Here is a 20,754-nt window from a genome sequence, read left to right as displayed (position 1 = left end):
GCCCGCCCTGCCCGGCCCGCGCCTCCTCGATCACCGGACGAGGAGGCGCGGGCCGGGCCGTGCCGGAGGCCCGGACTAGAGTGGCCGCATGGCTACGACGAACGACCGACTGGTGTGGATCGACTGCGAGATGACGGGCCTCGACATCGCCGTCGACGAGCTGGTCGAGGTGGCCGTCGTCGTCACCGACTTCGACCTCGTGCCCGTCCACCCCGGCTTCACGATCGTCATCAAGCCCGACCAGTCCGCCCTCGACAACATGGGCGACTTCGTCACCGAGATGCACACGACCTCCGGGCTGATCGATGAGATCCCGAACGGCGCCAGCCTCGCCGAGGCCGAGTACGAGGTGCTCGAGTACATCCTCAAGTACGTCCCCACCGAGCAGCACGCGCCCCTGGCCGGCAACACCATCGGCACCGACCGTGCGTTCCTCGCCAAGTACATGCCCCGCGTCGACGGCCACCTGCACTACCGCAGCGTCGACGTGTCCTCCATCAAGGAACTGGCACGCCGCTGGTTCCCGCGCGTCTACTTCAACGCGCCGCAGAAGCACGGCGGCCACCGTGCCCTCGCCGACATCCTCGAGTCCATCCGCGAGCTCGAGTACTACCGCCGCGCCGGCTTCGTCGCCGATCCCGGCCCCACCACCGACGACGTCCAGGCGATCTCGAAGGCCGTCGTGGACGAATGGGCGCCCCGGCTGTAGTAGAGTCTTCTCGTTGCGATCGCTCCGGCAGTCGCGCATGGTGGGTATAGCTCAGCTGGTAGAGCGCCTGGTTGTGGTCTAGGAGGCCGCGGGTTCAAGCCCCGTTACTCACCCCCAATGGAAAGGCCCTGCCCTACTCGGCAGGGCCTTTTTGGGGTTCCGTGCCTTCTTGTCTTCGACGCGTTCCGCGTCGAAGACGTCGTAGGTGGCCGGGCGGGTGCACCGCTGGAGGGCAACGTCGCTTCGCTCGTTGCTGCGGCGACGCTGCTCGGAAGCGACAAGGCGACGCGATGTTCCGCGACGGTTCGTCGCTCTTGCGTGGGGACCCGGCGGCCGCCATCGGCGCCCAGGGGGCTGTGGGACGCTGGGCGGGTGGACGACGAGACAGTGGAGGGCGCGGCGGCAGCGGCGGGCATCGACCCGGCGACGCTGAGCCTCGCGCGGTTCGACGAGCTGGTGGTGGCCGAGCTCGACGAGCTGCCCGACGACATGGTCGACGGCCTCGACAACGTCGTCTTCGTGACCGACGACCGCCCCGAGGACGGCTCCCTCGACCTGCTCGGCCTCTACGACGGCGTCGCCCTCACCGAGCGAGGCACCTACGGCTTCGGCGAGCTGCCCGACCGGATCATCCTCTACCGCGAGCCGCACCTCGCCGTCGTCGACACCGAGGACGAGCTCCGCGACGAGATCCACGTCACGCTCGTCCACGAGATCGCGCACTTCTACGGCATCGACGACGACCAGCTGCACGAGCTCGGCTGGGCCTAGCACTCGACGACGGGGCCGCCCAGCCCCGCCGGGCTCAGCCCACGACGTGGAACGAGAAGCGAAGTGCGTCGCCGAGGAGGCCCGCGGGCAGGGCCGTGGCCGTCTCGAGGACGAAACCGTCGGGCGTCGTCGTCACGAAGGCACCCGACGTCGCGGCCCGCGACGTCGCCGGGGTGAGGACGACCACCGGAGGCGCGGCGTAGGGAGCAGCGAAGCGCACCCTGACCTGGCCACCCGCCCGGGGCACCGCGCCCGAGCCGAACGAGAGCGTGCCGCGCATGTCAGATCCCGAGACGGTCGCCTCCGGCGCCCCGAGGCCGTTCCTGCCCTGGACCGACGTGGTGAGGCCCGCCCCGGCGTCGGAACCCCTCAGCCGCCTGCCCACCACCACGTCGCCGGGCGCCGACCACTCGGGTCGTCCGGCCACGGTCCGGCGGTCGGCGACGGCCACGGCGGACCCGACGGCGTCGATGCGGGTGGACGGATCCACCCCGAACCGGGAACCGTAGTCGGGCCCGAGGCTGACGCCCGAGACCGTGAACCGCCCCAGGCGCGTGCCCACCAGCCAGAAGTCGTCGCCCTTCGTGAGGCGCACCAGGGTCTCGCTCGCCGTGACGCGTTCCGGGTCGGCCCCGAGCAGCGCCCCGCCGACGACACGCACGCCGCCGTCGAGCGGCACCCCGCGCCGGCGCTGCTCCCCGTGCTCGATGAGGGGTCCTGGCCCGCCGTAGATCGTCGGGGCCACGAACTCGACCTGCCGCACGTTCCCGATGCGGATCGTCGCGTCGGTGCCGGCCGCCTGCTGCAGCGTCTCGATGTGCGGTGCCACGAGGCGCACGAACTCGACGAAGAAGTCGGACGTCGGACCCCACGCGAGATCGAGGGCGACGTTGGCGCTGCCCTCGATGTGGAGGTTCACGCACGTGAACGTGTTCGTGTTCGTCCCGGGCGCCGTCGGCGACTTCACGACGACGGCCGCCTCGTCGTCCCCGCCGCAGTTGTTGACGAAGAGGTCTGTCCACAGGTTGTTGTTCACCCGGTGCACGAGGAGCGCGGTGCCGGCCACGTTGGACAGATGGACGCGATCGAACCGGGACTCGAAGCCGTTGACGACCTCGAGCAGCGGTGCGGACGACCCGTTCGCCTGCAGGGTGAGGTTCTCGAGGCTCACCCCGTTGCCGTCGACGACGATCATGGGCCGGCCGGACGTGGCGAGGTGACGCAGGTTGACGCCTCCGTCGGTGCTCGCCCCGTAGCGGCTCACGTCGGCCCCCACGCCCACGACCTTGACGAGCAGCGGGACGGTCACGGAGTCGACGACGTAGGTGCCCGCAGGGACGAGCACGCGGCCGCGCACGGCAGCCGCCGCGGCGATCGCCGCGGCGAAGGCCGCGGTGTCGTCGGAGCGGCCGTCGGCCCTCGCCCCGTGGTCGCGCACGTCGACGCCCGTGGACGGATCGGCCACGGAGACGACCGGCCCGCCGGCACCGTCCGCGTCGGCGGCGCTCCGGTCGGCGACGCCCCCGTCAGCGCTGCTGCCCTCCGCGGCGAGCGCCGACGTCGACCGGGACGAGACGGCGAGCGCGCCGGCGGCGAGCGCGCCCGCGGCGAGGAAGCCGCGTCGCGTCCGCACCGGGACGGGACGGTCGCCGGGGAGCGACGGCGGGAGGGTCGGACGGTCGGGTCGAGGGCACATGACCACAATTTATACGCGACTGGGTAATATATGCCTCATCACCATCATCGGAGGACATCCTGTACGCCACCCACCGGAACACGGCCGGACCCGACCAGCACCGCAGGGGCGGACCGCCTGTCGTGCGCCCTGGCCGCCCGCCGTCTGGACGCCCCGGGCTCCGCGACGACGTCCAGGCCCTCCGCGCGGTGGCGGTGGCCGTGGTCGTCGCCGAGCACGTGACCGGACGGCCCACGGGCGGCTTCGTCGGCGTCGACGTCTTCTTCGTCCTGTCCGGGTTCCTCATCACCGGCCTCCTGCTGAAGGAGGCGGACCGCACGGGACGCGTCTCGCTGGGGGCGTTCTGGCGCCGGCGCGCGAAGAGGATCCTCCCGGCGAGCCTGGTCGTCCTCGTCGCCGGGACGGTCGCCTCCTGGGCGCTGCTCGGTCCCGGCCGGACGCCGGGCGTGCTCGTCGACGCGGCCTGGTCCGGGCTGTCGGTCGCCAACTGGCACTTCGCCGCCCAGGGCACCGACTACTTCGCCTCGCAGGGGCCCGTCTCGCCTTTCCAGCACTACTGGTCGCTCGCCGTCGAGGAGCAGTTCTACCTCGTGTGGCCGCTGGTGGTCGTCGTCCTCGTCGCGGGGGCAGGTCGCCGCCGGCGCGGCACGCCGCGCCTCGCCCTCGGTGCCGTCCTCGCGGTCGTGGGCAGCGCCTCCTTCGCGCTCGCGCTCGCCCAGACGGCCCAGGCGCCGACCCTCGCCTACTTCTCGACCGCGACCCGCGCGTGGGAACTCGCGGCGGGCGGCCTCCTCGCGACGTGCGCCGCCGGGGCGGCTCGCCTGCCGGCCTGGTGCCGACCGCTCCTCGCCGTCGTGGGCCTCGCCGGCATCGCCGTCGCCGCGCTCGGCACGGACCCCGCTGCCGGGTTCCCCGCACCCGGCGCCCTCCTGCCCGTGGTGTCGACCCTCCTCGTGCTCGCCGCCGGGACGGGCGCCGCGCGGCCCCCGCGGCTCGGCCCGCTGACGACGCGGCCCGTCCTCGCGCTCGGCGACCTCTCGTACTCCGTGTACCTCTGGCACTTCGTGGTGCTGGTGCTCGCCACGGCCCTGCTCGGCGACGAGCCCTCCACGCTGTGGCCCGTCGTGGTCGTGGCGACCCTCCTGCTGTCGGTGATCAGCTACCACCTCGTCGAGCGGCCCCTGATCGACTCGCCCCTCTTCTCCGCCGACCCGGCAGGCAAGGCCTGGCGCGCCTGGCGGCGACGTCACGCCAGGGTCGGCGTCCGGGGCGGGGTCGCCGTCCTCGTGACGGCTTGTCTCGTGGCGGTCGCCCTCGCCCTCGGGTCGACCGCGCCCGTCACCGCTCCGCCGCCCCTCCTCGAGGTCGAGGAGGCCTCCGCGTCGGGACGGGAGGGAGGTGCCGCCGGCACGGGGCACGAGGCTGCCGACCCCGGGGACGAGCCCGATGCGCCCCTCACGGCCGCGTGGCGGGAGCAGATCCGTGCCGCGCTCCAGGCGACCACGTGGCCGACCCTGCAACCGACCGTCGAGGCCGTCCTCGAGGGGGCCCGCGAGAGCGGCCCCCGACTGGCGTGCGGCGACGCCGAGGCACGGGGGCTCTCGCGGTCGGACTGCACGTTCGGGGCCGCCGACGGGATGACGGTCGTGCTCGTCGGCGACTCGACGGCGATGCACTGGGTCGACGCCCTCGCCGACCTGGCCGAGGCGCCGGGCAGCGGCTGGCAGCTGGTCGTCCAGGCGAAGTTCGCCTGCCCGTTCGTCGATCTGACGATCGAGAACGACGTCGCTCGGAACGTCGAGACCTGTCGAGCGCACAAGCAGGCCGCACGCGCCGTGATCGCCGAGATGCGACCGGACGTGGTGCTCGTGACGAACTCCTACCAGGACTTCGACGAGGTGGGCGCCGGCCCGGTGACGCCGGCCCGCTGGGCAGCGGGCTTCGAGCCCGTGGTCACGGAGCTGGCCGCGTCGGCGGGGTCCGTCGCCGTGCTCGCCCCGCCGCCGGACGATGCCGACATCGCCTCGTGCTACACGCGGGTGAGCACGCCGGCCGACTGCATCAGCCGGCCGTCGTCGACGTGGCACGCCAGGGCCACGTCCGACCGGGCCACGGTCGAGGCCGTCGGCGGACACGTCGTCGACACCCTGCCCGTGACGTGCCTCGGGCAGCTCTGCCCGGCCTTCGTCGGGACCGCCCCCGTCAAGCAGGACAGGGTGCACCTCACGAGGGTCTTCCAGCAGGCCGCGTCCCCGGTGCTCGGCGAGCTGCTCCGTGCGGAGGGCGTCATCCCGTGACCCGTCCCGTCCCGTCCCGGTCGACCACGGCCCCGACCTCGACCTGGACGACGACGTCGGCGAGCTCCCGCGGGGACTCGGCCGCGAGGTGACGTTCCTCCTGTTCGGCCCAGACGTCCCACCACGGCTCGTAGGTCGCGCCGTCGCGCCCCAGCGCACGGGCCCGCCGCGTCTCGTCAACCAGGTCGAGCCAGACACGCAGCGTCGCCAGGGCGGAGGAGGCGCGGGTCAGCGCCCCGGCGCCCTCGACGACCACCGACACAGCCGGGTCGAGCGTCCGCCGCTCCCCCGGCACGCCGTGCTCCCAGTCCCACGTCGTCCACCCCGGGTCCGCCGCCGCGAGGATCGTCGACTCGACCACCCGCGACGCCGCCTCGAGCCCGTGCCACCCCGGGTACACGTCGTCGAGGTGGACGAGCTGGACCGGCCCGAGCCGGTCGACCGGCCACGCATCGACCAGGTGACGCGCCAACGTGGTCTTGCCCGAGCCCGACCGGCCGTCGACCAGCAGCACGACGCGGTCCTGGCCGACCCGCGCCTCCTGCGCCCTCCTCAGCAGGTCGACGACGACACGACGCGCGTCGGCGTCGGGCTGGCCCACGTCGGCCGCCCCCTCCTCAGGCAAGGACGAGCTCCCACGTCCCCGCGAGCACCGCGGCCGTGACGGCAGCCGCCGCGATGAGCACGCCGATCGCGACCAGCACGGCGTCCCGCAGCCCCACGGTCGACGGCCGGGCCCAGGTGCGCGCCGTGTCCGAGCCGAAGCCCTTCGCCTCCATCGCCGTCGCGAGCTTGCTCCCGCGCCGCACCGACAGGACGAGCAGCGCGAACGCCTGCCCGGCGAGGCGACGTGCGGCGGCGACCGGGCCGCGCGCGTCGGCGACGCCGCGCGCCCGACGGGCGAGGGCCAGCTGACGCCAGTCGTCCGCGAAGAGCCCCGCCAGCCGGAGGCCCGCGAGGCCGCCGAGCACGAACCGCGCCGGCAGCCGCAGCACCTGGGCGAGGCCGTCGGCGAGGTCGGTGGGGTCGGTCGTGGCCAGGAGGACGATGCCGGGGATGCCGACCGCGAGGATGCGCAGGCCGATGGCGAAGGCCAACGAGACGGACCCCTCCGTCACGCTGATCCACCAGAACTGCAGCAGCACGGCGCCGTCGTCGCGGCCGTAGAGCACCGTGACGACGACCGACGTCGGCGCGGCGATCCAGAGCGGCGCGGTCCGCCGGAGCAGCTGTCTCGCCGAGAGCCCCGCCCAGGGCAGCAGCAGCAGCTCGAGACCGAGCGCCACCCCCGCCGACACCCAGTCGATCGAGAGCAGCAGCACGACCGACACGACGAGCGCGGCGAGCAGCTTCGCGACGGGGTTGACCCGCCCGACGACGCGGTCGGTCTCGACCGCCTCGAGCAGGCTCATCGTGACCCCTCGGCGACGACGGGCCGCTCGAGGACGACCACGTCGTCGGCCAGCGCGGCGACGAACTCGGCGTCGTGCGTGACCGCGACGACGCTGCGGCCCTCGTCGACGAGCGCCGCCAGCAGAGCCACGAGCTCGCGCCAGGTGCGGGCGTCCTGCCCGAAGGTCGGCTCGTCGAGCACGAGGAGGCGGGGCCGCGAGGCGAGGACGGTCGCCACCGACAGGCGCCGCTTCTCGCCCCCGGACAACGTGAACGGGTTCGCGCCGGCGAGGTGGTCGAGCCGGAGGCGGGCCAGCAGCTCGTCGACGCGCTCGGCGACCTGTGCGGCCGGCTCGCCGAGCGCCTCCGGCCCGACCGCCAGCTCGCGACGCACGGTGGGGGTGAGGAACTGGTGCTCCGGGTCCTGGAACACCGTGCCGATCCGGGTGAGCAGCTCGCGCGAGCGCCACCGCACTGGTGCCTCGCCCGCCCCGGCCGCGAGCTCGGGCGTGGCACGCAGCTCGCCGGAGACCGGGGCGAGCAGGCCGGCGAGCGTCAGGGCGAGCGTCGACTTGCCCGCGCCGTTGGGGCCGGTCACGGCCAGCGTGCGGGCGTCGTGGACCGTCAGGTCGATGTCGGAGGCCACGGCACGGCCGCGCGGGCCGCGGTGGCCCACCGCCAGCCCCGCAGCCTCGAGCAGCGGGGCCCGCGAGGAGACGCGACGCCGGACGGGCGGCTCCGGCACGACCCCGGGGACCCACACCCCCGCCTCCGTGAGCCGTCCGCGCTGCCGGTCGAGCACCTCCTCGGGGGCACCGTCGGCGAGGACTCCCCCGCCGGCCGCCAGCACGACGACGCGGTCGACGACGGGCAACCAGACCGAGACGCGGTGCTCGACGACGACGAGCGTCGCACCGGTCCGCTCGGCCACCCGGGCGACGGCGTCGCGCACCTCGACGACGCCCTCGGGGTCGAGGTTCGCCGTCGGCTCGTCGAGCAGCACCAGCCCCGGTCGCATCGCGAGCGCACCGGCGAGCGCGAGGCGCTGCTTCTGCCCGCCGCTCAGCTGGGCCGTCGGCCACGAGCGAGGCAGGTCGAGCCCGACGGCGTCGAGGGCGTCGTCGACGCGGCGCCACGTCTCGTCGCGCGGGACGCCGATGTTCTCGCAGCCGAAGGCCACGTCGTCGCCGACGCGGGCGAGGACGACCTGCGAGTCAGGGTCCTGCAGCACCAGCCCGACGCGGCCGCGCTGCTCGGCCGGGGGCCGCCCGTCGACGAGCAGCTCGCCGCGGGCGTCGCCCTCGTCGTCGCCGCCCAGCACGCCGGCGAGCCCGGCCAGCAGCGTGGACTTGCCGGCCCCGGAGGCGCCCAGCAGGAGCACGCGCTCGCCCGGCTCGACGACCAGGTCGAGCTCGGACACGGCCGGGAGGATCCGGCCGGCGTGCCGCCACCCCCAGCCGCGGGCGTCGACCCGGGCGCCGGGGGAGGCGGTCACGTCGTCGAGGTCGCGATGCTCAGACGCGTGCCTCGGCCGAGCGGCCGGAGGCGAAGCGGCTGAGCGCGCCGGTGCGGGCGAGCCCCCGGGCGGCGAGCCAGGAGAGCAGGCCGGCCAGGACGACCCCGGAGACGACCGCGCTGATGCCGTAGACGACCTTGAACTCGACGGCGGTCGCGGCGATCGACGAGAACGAGGTGTCGAGCAGGGCGACCGCGACGCCCGCGCCGGCCCCGGCGAGGAGGGCGACGTGGAGGCGGAAGGACGAGTAGAGGAACGCCGCGAAGACGAGCTCGGCGCCGAGCCCCTCGACGACGCCCCAGATCAGGGTCGAGAAGCCCCACTGCGTGCCGATCAGCATCGAGACCACGGCCGCCATCACCTCGGTGTAGACCGCGGCGCCCGGCTTGCGGATGATCAGCCCGCCGAGCACCCCGGCGAAGAGCCAGCCGCCCGACAGCAGGCCCGAGAGGCCGGGCGTGAAGGCCAGCAGGTTGCTGAGCGGCTCCCACGCGAGGCCCCAGGCCCAGAAGACGACGCCGCAGGCGACCCCGATCACGCTGGCCACGACGATGTCGACGACGCGCCAGCGACGCGACGGCCTCGGCGACTTCGGCGACCCCGAGGCTGTGGGGCGATCCTGGCGATCGGGCTGGGCCTCGTTCGCGGACACGGAAACAGACATGTTCTCTCCTCCCTGCGCTGGCATGATCCAGATCAGGTTCGACGGTCGAAGCGTGGATCGCTTCCTCTCAGCCCGGATCACCGGACTCCCGTGTGTGTGCCGCCGATCATACCGCCGCCGCGGCCCGACTGCGTCAGGCGAGCGTGAGCTGGCCGTCGGCACGCAGCCACTCGAGGCCCTCGACGATCGCCTCGACCGACGTCCACCGCGGCGCGTAGCCGAGCAGGCGCCGGGCCTTGTCGATGCTCATCGAGTGGCTGCGCGACAGGTGCTGCCACGACGCGTCCGCCGATTCGGGGCTGCGCTGCGCTCGGAAGTCCTCGAACGAGGCGAACGTGAGCTGCGCCTCCTGCCCGAAGGTCCTCGCGACCTGCTCGGCGAGGCCGCGCAGGGTGACGGCGCGCTCGCTGACGACGTGGAACGACTCCCCCACGGCCCGCGCCGGACGCTCGACGGCCCGCTGGAACGCCTGCGCGACGTCGTCGGCGTGCACGTGGTGGACGGTCTCGAGCCCGAGCCCCGGCATGACGACCTCGCGACCCGCGGCGAGCGCCTCCCACACGTCGAGGTCGAGGTTGCCGACGGCGTTGATCATCGGCCAGCCGGGCCCGGTGATGTGGCCGGGGTGCAGCACGGCGCTCTGCACGCCGCCGGGTCGCCGCGACTCGGCGAGCAGCAGGCGCTCGATCTCGGCCTTCTGCGTGCCGTACTCGCCGACCGGCGTGCGCCGCGCCTCCTCGGTCACCGGCACCTCCGCCGACGGACCGTGCACCCAGATGGTGCCGCAGTGCAGCAGCACCGTGCCGCTGCCGCGCAGCGCCTCGACGAGCGACAGGGCGGAGGCGGGCGTGAAGCAGATCAGGTCGACGACGACGTCCGCGTGCAGCTCGGCGATCGCCCGGCCGAACGAGCCGTCGGCGTCGCCGGCGTCGCGGTCGAGTTGCACGCGCTCGACGCTCGCCCAGGCGGCGTGCTCGCGGTAGGGCGCCGAGGCGCCGCGCGACACGGCGACGACGTCGTGCCCCGCGAGCACGAGCCGCGGCACGAGGTAGCCGCCGACGTGCCCGGTGGCGCCGATCACGACGACCCTCACGACGAGGCCCCGACGAGGAGGCGCGGGCGGGGGTCGAGGACAGCTGCCGTCGTCGGCAGCGCTGCGGTCGTCATGGCCCCGACGCTAGGCGCGGCGGCCCCGGTGCGCCCGCTGCCCGTAGGCTGACGTGGTCCACGACCCGGAGGTCCGATTGCACACCTGGCCAGGCAACCCCTACCCGCTCGGCGCCACCTACGACGGCAGCGGCACCAACTTCGCGATCTTCAGCGAGGCGGCCAGCAAGGTCGAGCTGTGCCTCTTCGACGCCGGCGGCGCCGAGACGCGCGTGCCCCTCACCGAGGTCGACGCCTACGTCTGGCACGCCTACCTGCCGACCGTGCAGCCCGGGCAGAAGTACGGCTACCGCGTGCACGGCGACTACGACCCCGCGACGGGCTCGCGGGCCAACCCCGCCAAGCTGCTGCTCGACCCGTACGCCAAGGCCACCTGCGGCGAGATCGACTGGGACGAGTCGCTCTTCGCGTACCACTTCGGCGACCCCGACTCCCGCAACGACGACGACAGCGGCCCGCACATGATGCTGGGCGTCGTCATCAACCCGTTCTTCGACTGGCAGGGCGACCGCCCCCCGAAGTACAGCTACGACGAGACCGTCATCTACGAGGCGCACGTCAAGGGGCTCACGGAGACGCACCCCGACATCCCCGAGGACGAGCGCGGCACCTACGCCGGCGTCGCCCACCCGGCGATCATCGAGCACCTCAAGAAGCTCGGCATCACGACCCTCGAGCTGATGCCCGTGCACCAGTTCGTGCAGGACAACACGCTGCTCGAGAAGGGCCTCAGCAACTACTGGGGCTACAACACCATCGGCTTCTTCGCGCCGCACGCGGCCTATTCGGCCACGGGCGACATCGGCCAGCAGGTGCAGGAGTTCAAGACGATGGTCCGCGTGCTGCACGCCGCGGGCATCGAGGTCATCATCGACGTCGTCTACAACCACACGGCCGAGGGCAACCACCTCGGGCCGACCCTGTCGTTCAAGGGCATCGACAACGCCGCCTACTACCGGCTGATGGACGGCGACGCCAAGCACTACATGGACTACACGGGCACCGGCAACAGCCTCAACGTCCGTCACCCGCACTCGCTGCAGCTGATCATGGACAGCCTGCGCTACTGGGTGACCGAGATGCACGTCGACGGCTTCCGCTTCGACCTCGCCGCCTCCCTCGCCCGCGAGTTCTACGAGGTCGACCGGCTGTCGACCTTCTTCGAGCTCGTGCAGCAGGACCCGATCGTGTCCCAGGTCAAGCTGATCGCCGAGCCGTGGGACGTCGGCCCCGGCGGCTACCAGGTCGGCAACTTCCCGCCCCAGTGGACCGAGTGGAACGGCAAGTACCGCGACACCGTCCGCGACTTCTGGCGCGGCGAGCCCTCGACGCTCGGCGAGTTCGCGAGCCGCATCACCGGCTCGGCCGACCTCTACGAGCGCGACGGACGCCGCCCGGTCGCGAGCATCAACTTCGTGACGGCGCACGACGGCTTCACCATGCGCGACCTCGTCAGCTACAACGAGAAGCAGAACGACGCGAACGGCGAGGGCGGCGCCGACGGCGAGAGCCACAACCGCTCGTGGAACAGCGGCGTCGAGGGCGAGACCGACGACCCGCAGGTGCGCGCCCTCCGCGAGCAGCGCCAGCGCAGCTTCCTCGCGACCCTGCTGCTCAGCCAGGGCGTCCCGATGCTGCTGCACGGCGACGAGCTGGGCCGCACCCAGCGCGGCAACAACAACACCTACGCCCAGGACAGCCCGATCAGCTGGATCGACTGGGAGGCGGCGGACCGCGAGCTCGTCGAGTTCGTCGCCGAGGTGATCAAGCTGCGGCACGACCACCCCACGTTCCGTCGTCAGCGCTACTTCAACGGCCGTCCCGTCACCCGGGGCGAGGGCGAGCCGCTGCCCGACATCGTCTGGCTCACGCCCGAGGGCGACGCCATGCAGGAGGGCGAGTGGAACGAGTCCTACGCCAAGGCGATCGGCATGTTCCTCAACGGGGACGGCATCCGGGGGCGCGACCAGCGCGGCGGCCGCATCACCGACGTGAACTTCGTCCTGTACTTCAACGCGAGCGCGGAGACGGTCACCTTCGTCCTGCCGCCCGACGAGTACGCGGAGGGCTGGGAGGTGGTGGTCGACAGCACCGTGTCCGCGCCTCCGCCCCCTGCCCAGGCGGCACCGCGCACGCCGACGGCGACGCGGACCGCGACCACCGTCCAGCCCCCCAGCACGCCGCAGATCCCTGCGGCGCTGCTCGCCGGCGACCGGCTCCCCGTGGCGGGCCGTTCCCTCGTCGTCCTCCGAGCCACGGCCGAGGAGCCCGCGTGACCCGACACGACCACCCCCGTTCCACCTACCGGCTGCAGATCAGGGCGGGCTTCGACCTGTTCGCGGCGGCCGACCAGGTGCAGTACCTGCGCGACCTCGGCGCCGACTGGGTCTACCTGTCGCCCGTGCTCGAGGCCGAGCCCGGCAGCGACCACGGCTACGACGTCGTCGACCACAGCCGGGTCGACCCCGACCGCGGCGGCGCGGCGGGCCTCGACGCCCTGTCCGAGCGTGCCCACGGCGCCGACCTCGGCGTGCTCGTCGACATCGTGCCGAACCACGTCGGCGTCGCGACCCCGAAGGCCAGCACCTGGTGGTGGGACCTGCTCACGCACGGTCGGGACAGCACGTACGCCGACGCGTTCGACGTCGACTGGGCCGCCGGCGGCGGCAAGGTGCTGCTGCCCGTGCTCGGCGAGCCCGCGGGCACCGACGGCCGGATCGAGGGCCTCGAGGTCGTCGACGGCGAGCTGCACTACTACGAGAACGTCTACCCGATCGCACCCAGCACGCTCGGCGACGCCGCGGACGGCCCTGCCGACGCCGCCGCTGTGCACGCCCGCCAGTCGTACGAGCTCGTGCACTGGAAGCGCGCCGACACGGACCTCAACTACCGTCGCTTCTTCGCGGTGAACACCCTCGCCGGCATCCGCGTCGAGGAAGGCTGGGTGTTCGACGAGTCGCACGCCGAGATCGGACGCTGGTTCCGTGAGGGCCTCGTCGACGGTCTCCGTGTCGACCACCCGGACGGCCTGGCCGACCCGGGCGGCTACCTCGACCGGCTGGCCGCGCTGACCGGCGGCGCCCACGTGCTCGTCGAGAAGATCCTCGAGGGCGACGAGCGCCTCCCCGAGGACTGGGCGACGGACGGCACCACCGGCTACGACGCCCTCGCCGACCTCGACCGGGTCTTCGTCGACCCCCGCGGCGCCGCCGCGCTCGACGGCCTCGACTCGCGCCTCCGCGCCGACGACGACAGCGCGCACTCGCCCGCGGACGACGACGCCCGCGCGTCGGACGAGGCGGTCGACTGGCACCGCATGATCCTCGGCACCAAGCGCGGCATCGCCGACGGCATCCTCGGCAGCGAGATCCGTCGCCTGGCCCGCCTCGTCTCGGACGACGGACGCGCGGACGACGCCGTCGTCGACGCCCTCGCCGAGCTCGCCGCCGCGTTCCCGGTCTACCGCAGCTACCTCCCGCAGGGCGCCGACCAGCTGGCCCGCGCGGCCGACGTCGCGACCGGGAGCCGCCCCGACCTCGCGGACGAGATCGCCCGCGTCGTCGCCGTCCTGGCCGACGAGTCGCACCCGGCGTCCGTGCGCTTCCAGCAGACCAGCGGCATGGTGATGGCCAAGGGCGTCGAGGACACGGCGTTCTACCGCTACAGCCGTCTCGCCACCCTCACCGAGGTCGGCGCGGACCCCGCCGAGTTCTCGCTGACGCCCGCCGAGTTCCACGCTCGCCAGCAGGCCCGCCTGGCCGAGCGGCCCTTCGGCATGACGACGCTGTCGACGCACGACACGAAGCGCAGCGCCGACGTGCGCTCGCGGATCACCGTGCTCTCCGAGATCGGCGACGAGTGGACGGCGACCCTCGAGCGCCTCCGCGACCTCGCCCCGGTCGGCGACGGCCCGTTCGAGAACATCCTCTGGCAGAGCGTCGTCGGCGCCTGGCCCGCGTCGCGCGAGCGACTGCACGCCTACGCCGAGAAGGCGAGCCGCGAGGCGAGCACCTCGACCACGTGGACCGACCGCACCGCCGACGCGGAGGCCTTCGAGGAGCGCATGCACGCGGCGATCGACGCGGTCTTCGACCACGAGGAGGTGCGGCACGAGATCGAGAGGATCGTCGACGTCGTCCGCGCCCCCGGCCGCAGCAACTCGCTCGGCCTCGCCCTGCTCCAGCTCACCGGCCCCGGCAGTCCCGACGTGTACCAGGGCGGCGAGCTGTGGGACCACTCGCTCGTCGACCCGGACAACCGTCGCGAGGTCGACTTCGCCCTGCGCCGTCGCCTCCTCGACCAGGTCGCGGCCGGCGAGACGCCGCCGGTCGACGAGACGGGCGCGGCGAAGCTGCTCGTCACGCACCGGGCGCTGACGCTCCGTCGCGACCGCCCGGAGCTGTTCACGCGCTACGGCGCCCTGCCGGTGTTCGGCGACCAGGCCGACTCGGCCGTGGCCGCCGACCGCGGCGGCGCGCTGACGATCGCGACGCGCCTGCCCGTCGCCCTCGAGCAGGCCGGGGGCTGGGGCGACACCGTCGTCCTCGTCCAGGGCCGCCGCTGGCGCGACGTGCTCACCGGGCGCGTGCACGAGGGCGGGCGCCTCCGCCTCGCCGACGTGCTCGACACGTACCCCGTCGCGCTGCTCGTCCCTGCGGAAGAGCAGTAAGGACGCCGCAGGGCAGGAACAGCGGACCTCCGCACGACTACCGTCGACCCCCTGCGGGTCGGCGGTTCGTCGTCCTGCCCGCGGCCACCCGACCACCTGCACCTTCCCGACCACCACACCTCCCGAGGAGACCGATGAGCGTCTACGACGTCTGGGCACCCACCGCGACCACCGTGCAGCTGCACCTCGACGGCGACGTGCTGCCGCTCGAGCACGAGGCCTCCACCGGGTGGTGGCGTGCGCCGGCCGACCTCGACCGCTCCCCCGGCCACCGGTACGGGTTCCTCGTCGACGACGGCGAGACGCCGCTGCCCGACCCGCGCTCGCGGCGCCAGCCCGACGGGGTGCACGGCCTCAGCGAGACCTGGGACGGCGACTCGTTCGACTGGACCGACGCCTCCTGGACGGGTCGTCAGCTCGCCGGCGCGGTGGTCTACGAGCTGCACGTCGGCACCTTCACGCCCGACGGCACGCTCGACTCGGCGATCGAGAAGCTGCCGCACCTGGTCGAGCTCGGCGTCGACCTCGTCGAGCTGCTGCCGGTCAACGGCGTCAACGGCCGCTGGAACTGGGGCTACGACGGGGTCGACTGGTTCACGGTGACCGACAACTACGGCGGGCCCGACGCGTACCAGCGCTTCGTCGACGCCGCCCACGCCGCCGGGCTCGGCGTCGTGCAGGACGTCGTCTACAACCACCTCGGCCCCTCGGGGAACTACCTGCCCGCCTTCGGCCCGTACCTGTCGAGCAAGCACGCGAACACGTGGGGCGACAACGTCAACCTCGACGACGAGGGCTCGCACGAGGTGCGCGAGTTCATCCTCGACAACGCGCTGATGTGGTTCGAGCGGTTCCACGTCGACGCCCTGCGGCTCGACGCCGTGCACGCGCTCGTCGACGACAGCCCGGTGCACCTGCTGCAGGAGATGGGCGAGCGCACCGCCGCCCTCAGCGCCCACCTGAGCCGCCCGCTGACGCTCATCGCCGAGAGCGACCTGAACGACGCCCGCCTCGTCACGCCTCGCGACGGCGGCGGCTTCGGCCCCGACCACCGCCAGGGCTACGGCCTCGACGGGCAGTGGAGCGACGACTTCCACCACGCGCTCCACGTCGCCCTGACCGGCGAGACGAACAGCTGGTACGCCGACTTCGCGTCGCTCGACTCGCTGGCGAAGGTCGTCACGAAGGGGTTCTTCCACGACGGCACCTGGTCGTCGTTCCGCGAGGCCGACCACGGCCACCCGGTCGACGTCGAGCACATGCCCGCCTGGCGCCTCGTCGTCGCGAACCAGAACCACGACCAGATCGGCAACCGCGCCGTCGGCGACCGCCTCGCGGCGACCCTCGACGACGGGCAGCTGCAGATCGCCGCGGCGCTGACCCTCACCTCGCCGTACACGCCGATGCTCTTCATGGGCGAGGAGTGGGGCGCCTCGACCCCGTGGCAGTTCTTCACGTCGCACCCCGAGAAGGAGCTCGGCGAGGCCACCGCGAAGGGCCGCATCGCCGAGTTCGCGAAGTCGGGCTGGGACGAGTCGGTCGTGCCCGACCCCCAGGACCCGCAGACGTTCGAGGACTCGAAGCTCGACTGGTCGGAGCTCGGGCGGGGGCGCCACGCCCTGCTGCTCGACGCCTACCAGCAGCTCACGGCTCTGCGCCGTGCCGAGCCCGAGCTCACCGACCCGCGCCTCGGCCTCACCTCGGTCGAGCACGACGCCGAGGCCGGCTGGTTCGTGATGACCCGGGGCACGATCCGGGTGGCCGTCAACTTCGGGACGCAGGAGGCGCGGGTCGACGTGCCCGCCTCCTCCGTGCTCTTCGCCAGCGACGACTCGATCGCGGCCGGCGCCGAGCTGGTGCTGCCGCCGCACTCGGTCGCGCTGGTCCGCTAGCCGGGGCGCTCGACCGAGGCCGGACATGACGACGTCCGCACGGCCGGGGCTGACCACCCCTGCCGTGCGGACGGTGCCGCCTCCCTGCTAGCGCGCCTGCGCGTGGCGCACGACGGGCCCGACCCGGTGCGACGTCGCGCGGACGCTCGGCAGGCGACGGTGTCGCACGACCAGCTCGACGAGGGCACGCCCTCGCCGGCGGAGACCCCAGAGGGTCACCTTGGTCAGCGACTCCCTGACGATCGAGCCGCTCATCTTCGAGGCGCCGTGGACGCGCTCGGTGAACGTGATCGGAGTCTCGACGACCCGGAGGCCCGCCTGGAGGGCGCGCCAGAGCAGGTCGACCTGGAAGCAGTAGCCACGCGACTCGACGGCGTCGAGGTCGATGCGGCGGAGGGCCGAGGCACGGAACGCGCGGAACCCGCCCGTCGTGTCGGCCACGCGGATCCCCAGGGCGCCCCGGGTGTACCAGCTGCCGCCGCGGCTGAGCAGCTCACGCCGCAGCGGCCAGTTCTCGACCTCGCCGCCCGGCACCCAGCGCGAGCCGAGCACGAGGTCGTCGTCGGCGAGCAGCCCGAGAAGACGCGGCAGGTCCTCGGGGTGGTGCGAGCCGTCGGCGTCCATCTCGACGATCGCGTCGTAGCCGCGCTCGAGGCCCCAGGCGAAGCCGGCGAGGTAGGCGGCGCCGAGGCCCGCCTTCTCGGTGCGGTGCATCACGTGCACGCGGGGCTCGCGGGCGGCCCAGCTGTCGGCGAGGTCGCCGGTGCCGTCGGGCGAGCCGTCGTCGACGACGAGCACGTCGACGGCAGCGCCGGACGCGAGGGTCCGGCTGACGATCATGTCGAGGTTGTCCCTCTCGTCGTAGGTGGGGATGATCACGAGCGCGTCGTTCACGGTGGTGGTCCTTTCCGGTCGGGTCGGAGAGAAGGGCGGTGCGGGTCGGGTGAGGTGGTGCGGTGGTGCGGTGGTGCGGTGCGGACCGGACGTGTCGGGTGCGTCGGCCGCGGGGTCGTGTGGCGGAGGGCGTGTGGGGCGTCAGCTCGTCGACACGAGGTCGGCGAAGACGATGAGGTTGTCGACGTAGTGCCCGGTCGAGCGGTCGAACGTGCCGTCGCAGGTGATGAGGCGCAGGCTCGGCGTCGGGGTCGAGCCGTAGACGTCGCTGGTGGGGAACGTCGCCTTGGGGGTCCGCTCGCTGCCCGTGACGCGGAACGTCTCGACCGTGCCGGTCGACAGGGTCACCTGGACCTCGTCGCCGACGGCCAGCTTCGCCAGGTCGACGAACACGGCGGGTCCGCTGCCCGAGTCGACGTGCCCGGCGATGACGGCAGGTCCGACGGCTCCGGGCACGGTGCCGTCGCGGTACCAGCCGGCCGACTCCCACGCCTGCGGCGGGTCGAGCTCGCCGGCGGCGCCGAGGCCGAGGTCCTCGAGGCCCGAGTCGACCCCGATGGACGGGATCTGCACCCGCTCGGGCGTCGCCCCCGCAGGAGGCGCGGTGTACGACGGCGCCGCCGGGTCCTGGAACGAGCCCGCGGCCCCGCTGGCGGGGTCGGCGCCCGGCGAGGCGGACGACGCCGGTGCCGTGGTCGGGGCCGGGCCCTGCGCGTCCGCGCCGGACCCGCCCGGCTGCGCCGCGACGGCGGCGACGGTCGCGCCCCCGGCGAGCAGCAGCACGGCGGCGCCGAGCGCGACCGCGGCACGTCGGTGCGACGAGACGAACTGCGACACGGTCATCGGGACACCGCCAGGGGCGAGCAGGCGCCGAGGGCCGAGCCCTCGTCGTCGAGCTGGAGGGCGGCGAGCGCGGCCCAGGCCGCGCCGTAGTAGGTCGGCGTCGACTGTGCCAGCGCGTCGGCACGACCGAGGTCGGCCGCGGCGGCGTCGGGCTCCCCCGCACTGGCGAGCGCGGCGGCCCGCGCGGCGTAGGCGAGCGGGCTCTGGTCCTGGCCCACCTCCTGGCCGCCCAGGTCGAGCTGCATCGGCAGGTCGGGGTAGCGCTGCAGCACGGGCGCGAGCCGCGCTGCCAGCGCCACGTCGACCGGGTCGCACGACTCGGCGTACCGCAGGGCGAGCCGGCCGGCGTCGTAGCTGTACTGGACCGTGCCCGACGAGCCGTCGGCGCTCGGCAGGGGGACGACGGTGCCGTCCCGCTGCACCTGCGCCCAGTCGCTCGGCAGGGCGGTGGCGGTCAGCACGTTCGTCGTGACCGCGCGGGAGCCCTGCTCGAGCTCGGCCCAGCGGGGGTCTCCGCTGGCCTGGCCGAGCTGCGCGAAAGCGGCCGGCGCGGCGTAGGAGGGGTTGTACGACCACGGGCCGGAGCCGGCGGCCCAGGGACCGGGGAGCAGGATGCGCCCCACGTCGGTGCTCGCCGTCATCTCGTCGAGCACGTGCGTGCCGAGCTGGACTCCCTCGGTGGTCCAGGTGGGTCGGTCGAACGCCGCACCGGCGAACACGAGAGCCCTGGCGGCGTCGACGTCGGCGTCGCTGGCGGGCATGTCGTCGACGACGACGCCGTCGGCCCAGCGCCAGGCGAGCAGTCCGTCCTGACGGACCAGCTCCTCCTTCGTCCAGTCCCAGATGGCGGCGAAACGGTCCTCGTCACCGACGGCCGCGGCGACGAGCATGCCGTAGGCCTGGCCCTCGCTGACGGTGTCGTCGCCCTGGTCTCGTCGGACGACGCGGCCGTCGTCGTCCACCCACTCGTCGAGGAAGTCCTCGCCGATCTGCGTGGCGCTGCGGGCGTCGGGAGTGCTGTCGCCGGTGCCGGGGTCGCTGCTCTCGGCAGGCCCCCCGGCGGTGCGGTCGGGGGCGCCGCCGGGTGCTCCGACGACGAGGAGGGCGATGCCGGCGGTCACGGCCACGGCCGCGACGACCACTGCGGCGAGCAGTGCCTTCGTCTTCTTCGTCATGTCGTTCCTCTGAGGGTCTCGGTGTGGCTCACGGAGCGGGGTCCGTGCGGGGTGCTGCGTGCAGGGTGCTCCGGGGGGATCTCGAGGAGGCGCGGCGACGGTGGTCGCTCACCGCGCCTCCTCGGGAACTCAGGCCCCGAACCAGCTGCGGACGGTGGCCCAGAAGCCGGCGGGCTCGTCCTTCGCCGGGTGCTCGGCCAGGTAGCCGCCGCCCGTCTGGACGCCGCCCACGGGGGCCTGCGCCGTGGCCGCGCTGTCGACCACGGGCACGACGGTGAGCCCGCCGGTCGAGTTGTCGAGCACGAACAGCGTGTTGATGCTGCCGGCCGCGAGGTCGACGTCGCTCGTGCCGGTGACCTTCTGGCCGGTCAGGTCGAGGCTCCAGGGGCCGGCGGCGACCTCGGCGTAGCCGCTCGCGCTGCCGAACGAGGCCTTCGACGCGATGGTCGTGCCCGTCGTCGTCGCGACCGAGACGGTCTTGCTGACGGTCGCGGCCTGGAACAGGCGGACCTTGGCCTGGCCGTCCGTGGGCGGGGTGAGGTCGTCCTTGACGACGCGGGTCTCGAGGTCGTCGTTCGGGCCGTAGGCGAGGGCCGTGATCGGCTGCCCGCTGTCGACGGTGACGTTCGTCGTGATGACCGGCTTCGCGTCGGCGGGTGCGTCGGCGGCGGTCATCGAGACGACGTAGGTGCCGGGCGTCAGCGCCTGGTACGGGCTGACCTGGCCGAACGTGACGTCGTCGAGGTCCATGACGACCTGGCCGCCGGCGAGCGAGGTCAGGGTCACGTCGACCGACTTGGTGTCGGGCGAGAGGTGGCCCACGCGGACCCAGCCGTCGCCGTCGGCGGCGTGCGCCGGCGAGGCGCCGACGAGCGACCCGGCGAGGGCGACGCCGGTCGCCGCCGTGAGCGCGAGGACGGTCACGAGACGGCGCCTCGGGGTGGTGGTCGAGGAGGCGACGGTCACGTCGGCGGTGCGTGCGGTGCTGCTGTGCAGTGGTGCCATGAGGATGGTTCCTTTCCGGTCGGGTGTGCCGCGTCCTGGGGAGCGCGACGGCGGTGAGGAGGGG

General features: G+C 73.6%; 16 protein-coding genes, 1 tRNA gene and 1 riboswitch. Of the genes, 7 read left to right on the top strand and 10 right to left on the bottom strand.

Going from position 1 to position 20,754, the window contains the following annotated elements; genetic code table 11:
* Positions 1-88 precede the first annotated feature (88 nt).
* From orn to EDF20_RS15715, 3 genes are all read left to right on the top strand, one after another.
* Positions 89-709 (top strand): oligoribonuclease, encoded by a 621-nt coding sequence (orn, locus tag EDF20_RS10450; protein ID WP_123548205.1) that lies wholly within the window; start codon positions 89-91, stop codon positions 707-709.
* A 39-nt stretch (positions 710-748) separates the two neighbouring features.
* Positions 749-826, top strand: a tRNA-His gene (locus tag EDF20_RS10445).
* 255 nt (positions 827-1,081) lie between these two features.
* Positions 1,082-1,480, top strand: coding sequence for a metallopeptidase family protein (locus tag EDF20_RS15715; protein WP_166644798.1), 399 nt, complete (start codon positions 1,082-1,084; stop codon positions 1,478-1,480).
* Between the two features lie 34 nt (positions 1,481-1,514).
* Here the strand turns inward: EDF20_RS15715 and EDF20_RS15905 are convergent, their stop codons facing one another.
* A complete protein-coding gene (locus EDF20_RS15905) occupies positions 1,515-3,176 on the bottom strand; it encodes a glycosyl hydrolase family 28-related protein (RefSeq protein ID WP_208292616.1) in 1,662 nt (553 codons plus the stop codon).
* 122 nt (positions 3,177-3,298) lie between these two features.
* On the opposite strand from EDF20_RS15905, the gene EDF20_RS10430 reads away from it, so the two are divergent.
* Positions 3,299-5,473, top strand: a complete 2,175-nt coding sequence (locus tag EDF20_RS10430; RefSeq protein ID WP_133738588.1) for an acyltransferase family protein — start codon at positions 3,299-3,301, stop codon at positions 5,471-5,473.
* Here the strand turns inward: EDF20_RS10430 and EDF20_RS10425 are convergent.
* The 5 genes from EDF20_RS10425 to EDF20_RS10405 all read right to left on the bottom strand — a co-directional run bounded on the left by EDF20_RS10425 (position 5,463) and on the right by EDF20_RS10405 (position 10,126).
* Positions 5,463-6,098, bottom strand: a complete 636-nt coding sequence (locus tag EDF20_RS10425; protein WP_243833443.1) for a hypothetical protein — start codon at positions 6,096-6,098, stop codon at positions 5,463-5,465. The genes EDF20_RS10430 and EDF20_RS10425 overlap by 11 nt on opposite strands.
* The gene (locus EDF20_RS10420; protein WP_123548202.1) at positions 6,091-6,885 is read right to left on the bottom strand and encodes an energy-coupling factor transporter transmembrane component T; all 795 of its coding nucleotides are present in this window, start codon (positions 6,883-6,885) and stop codon (positions 6,091-6,093) included. Before EDF20_RS10420 ends, EDF20_RS10425 begins: the two co-directional genes overlap by 8 nt.
* On the bottom strand, positions 6,882-8,360 hold the full coding sequence (locus tag EDF20_RS10415) for an ABC transporter ATP-binding protein (RefSeq protein WP_243833442.1): 1,479 nt from the start codon (positions 8,358-8,360) through the stop codon (positions 6,882-6,884). The genes EDF20_RS10420 and EDF20_RS10415 overlap by 4 nt, the downstream gene beginning before the upstream one ends.
* 19 nt (positions 8,361-8,379) lie before the next feature.
* On the bottom strand, positions 8,380-9,045 hold the full coding sequence (locus EDF20_RS10410) for an ECF transporter S component (protein ID WP_133738587.1): 666 nt from the start codon (positions 9,043-9,045) through the stop codon (positions 8,380-8,382).
* Positions 9,037-9,147, bottom strand: a riboswitch (TPP riboswitch). Its footprint overlaps the gene before it by 9 nt.
* Before the next feature lie 31 nt (positions 9,148-9,178).
* Positions 9,179-10,126: an NAD(P)-dependent oxidoreductase gene (locus EDF20_RS10405; protein ID WP_243833441.1), complete on the bottom strand. Its 948-nt coding sequence runs from the start codon at positions 10,124-10,126 to the stop codon at positions 9,179-9,181.
* Positions 10,127-10,289: 163 nt separating this feature from the next.
* Here EDF20_RS10405 and glgX point away from each other — a divergent pair, with 163 nt between their 5' ends.
* The 3 genes from glgX to treZ all read left to right on the top strand — a co-directional run bounded on the left by glgX (position 10,290) and on the right by treZ (position 16,773).
* A complete protein-coding gene (gene glgX / locus EDF20_RS10400) occupies positions 10,290-12,488 on the top strand; it encodes a glycogen debranching protein GlgX (RefSeq protein WP_133738585.1) in 2,199 nt (732 codons plus the stop codon).
* Positions 12,485-14,881 (top strand): malto-oligosyltrehalose synthase, encoded by a 2,397-nt coding sequence (gene treY / locus EDF20_RS10395; protein WP_133738584.1) that lies wholly within the window; start codon positions 12,485-12,487, stop codon positions 14,879-14,881. Before glgX ends, treY begins: the two co-directional genes overlap by 4 nt.
* Before the next feature lie 134 nt (positions 14,882-15,015).
* On the top strand, positions 15,016-16,773 hold the full coding sequence (treZ, locus tag EDF20_RS10390) for a malto-oligosyltrehalose trehalohydrolase (protein WP_133738583.1): 1,758 nt from the start codon (positions 15,016-15,018) through the stop codon (positions 16,771-16,773).
* An 87-nt stretch (positions 16,774-16,860) separates the two neighbouring features.
* Here treZ and EDF20_RS10385 read toward each other — a convergent pair whose 3' ends face one another.
* From EDF20_RS10385 to EDF20_RS10370, 4 genes are all read right to left on the bottom strand, one after another.
* Positions 16,861-17,667, bottom strand: coding sequence for a polyprenol monophosphomannose synthase (locus EDF20_RS10385; RefSeq protein ID WP_255416194.1), 807 nt, complete (start codon positions 17,665-17,667; stop codon positions 16,861-16,863).
* Between the two features lie 141 nt (positions 17,668-17,808).
* Positions 17,809-18,510 carry a class F sortase gene (locus EDF20_RS10380; protein ID WP_133738582.1) on the bottom strand — a complete coding sequence of 234 codons (702 nt, stop codon included), beginning with the start codon at positions 18,508-18,510 and terminating at the stop codon, positions 17,809-17,811.
* On the bottom strand, positions 18,507-19,685 hold the full coding sequence (locus EDF20_RS10375) for a glycosyl hydrolase family 8 (protein ID WP_133738581.1): 1,179 nt from the start codon (positions 19,683-19,685) through the stop codon (positions 18,507-18,509). The genes EDF20_RS10380 and EDF20_RS10375 overlap by 4 nt, the downstream gene beginning before the upstream one ends.
* A gap of 129 nt (positions 19,686-19,814) precedes the next feature.
* Entirely contained in the window at positions 19,815-20,690 is an 876-nt protein-coding gene (locus tag EDF20_RS10370; protein ID WP_133738580.1) for a DUF4397 domain-containing protein, read from the bottom strand.
* Between the last annotated feature and the right edge of the window lie 64 nt (positions 20,691-20,754).

Source organism: Frigoribacterium sp. PhB116 (assembly GCF_004364285.1).
GTDB lineage: Bacteria > Actinomycetota > Actinomycetes > Actinomycetales > Microbacteriaceae > Frigoribacterium.
The sequence above is the reverse complement of the archived record's forward strand: the minus strand, read 5'-3'. Positions and strand labels throughout refer to the sequence as shown.